This is a genomic window from Bacteroidales bacterium (genome assembly GCA_014860585.1).
Taxonomy (GTDB): Bacteria; Bacteroidota; Bacteroidia; order Bacteroidales; family 4484-276; genus RZYY01.
In genome coordinates, this window is sequence record JACZJL010000157.1 from 1 (window position 1) to 3,768 (window position 3,768).

The following is a 3,768-nucleotide window of genomic DNA, read 5'->3' on the forward strand; positions in this document are numbered from 1 at the left end:
GTTTCGAAAGTCTTTTTTTTTCTATCGAATACACTTAGCCCCTCGCCGGAAGAGCCAACCCATAAATGTCGGCCTGAATCCTCAAATATGAGCGTGATCTGGTTTTTAGTCACTACATCCGGTTGATTTCTTTTCCAGGAACTGGGTTTGTAGTGCCCTGCAAATTGTAAATTCCTGTCAAACTCAAACATCCCATTGCTAAAAGTCCCTGCCCATATTGTGCCATTATGGTCTTCGAACAGACATCTTGCATCATTGGTACTCAATGTATCAGGGGGTTGAAAAACGTAAGTATAATGAAAAGCATTTTCACGCAGATCTGCCAGGCTGATTCCGTTTGAACTGATCCATAACAACTTATTTTCACCATCATAGTAAATGTAACCACCTCCGCCAATAACTGTAGCCTCTTTGTCCTTTGCTTTACCATAAATGTGGCTGAGTTTCTCCGTCGAAAAATCGTAGGTGATCAGCGCTGCCTGTGTAGCAATCCACATTTTGTGGTCGGTTTCGGTTTTCACTTCAACCATCCCGGTAACCCAACCACCTTCCAGATTATCGGTTTGGTCAGGGGTCTGGGTAAAATAATGTTTCCATTGGTTGTTCTTCCGGTTGTAGCGGAATACCCCCCAGTCGCTCCCAAACCATATGTTGCCAAAAGCATCCTGAAGAATAGGTTTTATTTTATTAAATCGTTCAGGAATAGGTGGTTCAGTAAGAATTTGAGTAAACTCTCCACTCTTCTGATCAAAAGTGAATAGCCCCTGGGCTGTTCCCACCCAGATCATGCCGGAAGCGTCCTCCAACAAGCTATGAACGGCCACTACACCCGGGTGATCATACACAGATCGGGGATTGTAGTTGACCAGTGAATCATTCTCCGGAAAAAATTTATAGATCCCGGTGTTACCGCTCCCCAACCATAACACACCATTGTGGTCTCTCATCATGCATCCGATGGTATTGTAGGCAGGCGCCATCGGGTCAGAAGGATCAAGATTATAATAAGTAAATTTTCCGGTAGCCCTGTTTAATTTGGCAAAACCGTTTTTTAAGGTTCCTATCCAGAGATTTCCAATAAGGTCTTCCTGAAAACAGGTGCAATACTTATAGGAATTAATAGAGCAACTATCTGGCAGGAAATCATCGTAGCGCCTTACAGTGTAACCATCGTAACTGGCAATACCGGTAGCAAATGCAAACCACATTAATCCTTTCGAATCCTTATACACAGACTTCACACCCGGAGTCAGTAAGCCCTCTTTTGTTGTGATCTGCCTGATCTTTTGCACAAAATGTTGCGCTGGTATTCCATTAGCAAACACAATTGTCAAAAAGACCAGGATAGGATGCAGGTATTTCAGATGAAGTTGGTTTTGCATAAATTCAGCGTTTACTTCCCTGCGCTATAAACCGATTGAGTTCATGTAGAAAATAACCATATAAAAATTGAACTGCACAGTATTCTGATTGAAGGCCATTGACGCAGGTTTTAAGTTAATCAATCACACAGCATATGAACATTAATGGTTTTCAAAGGCCAAAAATACTCCAAAATGAAAGATTTGTCAAGGTCAAATGGAAGATTTATCAGGTTCTTAGTTGTTAAAAAATAAAAAAACCGGACTGCCTGCAATCCGGTTTTTCAACTTCGATCAATAATTTACTCCGTTTTCTTCTCCTCACCTTTATCCCCCAGGGCAAAACGAATGGGCGTATTAAACTGCACTCTCACTGCTTCTCCTCTTTGTTTACCGGGAGTCCAGACTGGCATGTTCTTGATCACCCTTACAGCTTCCTCGTCACATCCTCCACCAATCCCGCGTAAAACTTTAACATCGCTGATCTTTCCATCCTTTTCAACAACAAAAGTCACATAGACGGTACCCTGGATTCCTTTCTTTTTGGCTTCATCGGGGTATTTGATATTTTCCACCATGTATTTCATCCTGGCTTCGTCACCACCGGGGAATTGCGGCATTTCTTCAACAACGGTAAAAACAGGCGATTCTGCATCCTGGAGTTTTTGAGATTGATCCACAGGCGGTGCGGGAGGCACAGGAGGAGGTGTTGGCGACTCTTGCATCTGCTGCTTCTTGCTTTCCACCTGAGCCATTGTTTGCACAACCGGCGATGCAGTGAAAGCCAATACCAGCAGAAAAGCTACCGGTGTAACCAGCAAAACTTTGAGCTTTGCCAGTTGGTTCGATTTGTTTTTTGTCATCATGATAAATCGTTTTGTTAAAAGTGAATGATTGAAATTATTGGTCAGGTCGTTGACCTGGATTCCCAAAGTCTGGCCGAGCAGCGCCTGCTGGTAGCTGACCGGATTATATCCCGACTGCAACACTCCTTCGTCGGCAAGGTATTCATGCACGCTTTTTACCGAAGTCCGGTAAAACCAGATCACCGGGTTGAACCATTGCACGATCGTCAATAGCTCCAGCAAAATCAAGTCAACCGAGTGGTTTTGCCTGATATGTACCTGCTCGTGTGCAATGATCTCACGGATGTTTTCACGGTTCATTTCTTTGCGGTTGACAAAGATGATATTGAAGAAAGAAAAAGGAGAATAATTGCTGTCCACAAACACAATCCGCAACCCATCCTGTTTTGTAATTCCGTGTTTATGCACAATCCACAGCAGCTGCAGGATCTGGAAAATAAATCTTACTAAAAAAATAGCCACCCCGGTAAGGTAAATGATAACGAAGTGCTCCAGCGCACTCCTGTTGTGGGTAAATGTTTGCTCAATCCTCGAAGCATTGATGGTCACGGCATCGAGCAATACATAAAATGTTGTCTCTTCACCAGCCGGGATAAAAAATTTGAACCCAGGCATCGGAAACAACAACGAAAAAAGCACCGACAAAACCAGGTAGGCCCGGTTAACAGCAAAAAAGGTTTCTTTTTGCAGAAACAGCCAGTAAACGACATACAACAGCGCCAGGCTGATTCCCGATTGCAGGAGATATAGCGGTAAGTTGTTCATAAGGTTTATTGTTCCTGATTTTTTTGTTTTTCAATCTGTTCGTCCATCATTTCCCTGATCTCCTCCAGCTCACTCAGGCTCAGGTTGTTTTCTTTTGAGAAAAAAGAAACCAGTTGCTGGTACGAATTGCTGAAGTAGCTCGAAAGAAACCCATCGAGGTAAGCGCGGGTGTATTCCTTTTTCGTGATCAGGGGGAAGTACTCATGACTTTTACCATAAGCGGTGTAGCTCACAAAGCCCTTTTTAACCAGGATCCTTACAATGGTCGAAACCGTGTTGTAGGCCGGTCTGGGGTCGGGCAAATGTTCGAGGATGTCGTTCACAAAGCCTTTTTTAATCTTCCACAGGATTTGCATCACCTGCTCCTCAGCTTTGGTCAGTTCTTTAACGGGAATGTTGCTTTCCATGGTTGATAAATTTCAGTTTTCATTACAACGGCAAAATTATAACTAATATTTTAGTTGATGAACTAATTATTTAGTTAATAAAATATAAAATCGATGTCAGGTCTGTATCCTGTGATGGATTATCAAGTTTTTTCCTTTGCGGCTCTCTGCGAAAAAACTCTGCGGTTCTCTGCGGTTTAACCTTTTTTTTAAGGCAGAGATACGCTAAGAAGGCGCAAAGAGCCGCGAAGTAAAATTTATTCTCCATCTCAGAGAAATTTCATTTGTGGATTAGCAGGTAAAACGGACTTAATCTAAACAATCCTGTATGTAAGGGATTTCGTTTTGCTTAGCACCAAAGTTTTATTCTTTGTGGCTTCGTGCCTTTGT

At 42.7% G+C, this 3,768-nt stretch carries 3 protein-coding genes; all 3 read right to left on the reverse strand.

Going from position 1 to position 3,768, the window contains the following annotated elements:
* The coding region (locus IH598_15695; GenBank protein ID MBE0639961.1) for a hypothetical protein at positions 1-1,382 on the reverse strand (1,382 nt) is incomplete at its 3' end.
* A 281-nt stretch (positions 1,383-1,663) separates the two neighbouring features.
* Positions 1,664-2,992 (reverse strand): M56 family metallopeptidase, encoded by a 1,329-nt coding sequence (locus IH598_15700; protein MBE0639962.1) that lies wholly within the window; start codon positions 2,990-2,992, stop codon positions 1,664-1,666.
* Positions 2,993-2,997: 5 nt separating this feature from the next.
* Positions 2,998-3,399: a BlaI/MecI/CopY family transcriptional regulator gene (locus IH598_15705; protein MBE0639963.1), complete on the reverse strand. Its 402-nt coding sequence runs from the start codon at positions 3,397-3,399 to the stop codon at positions 2,998-3,000.
* Positions 3,400-3,768: the final 369 nt, after the last annotated feature.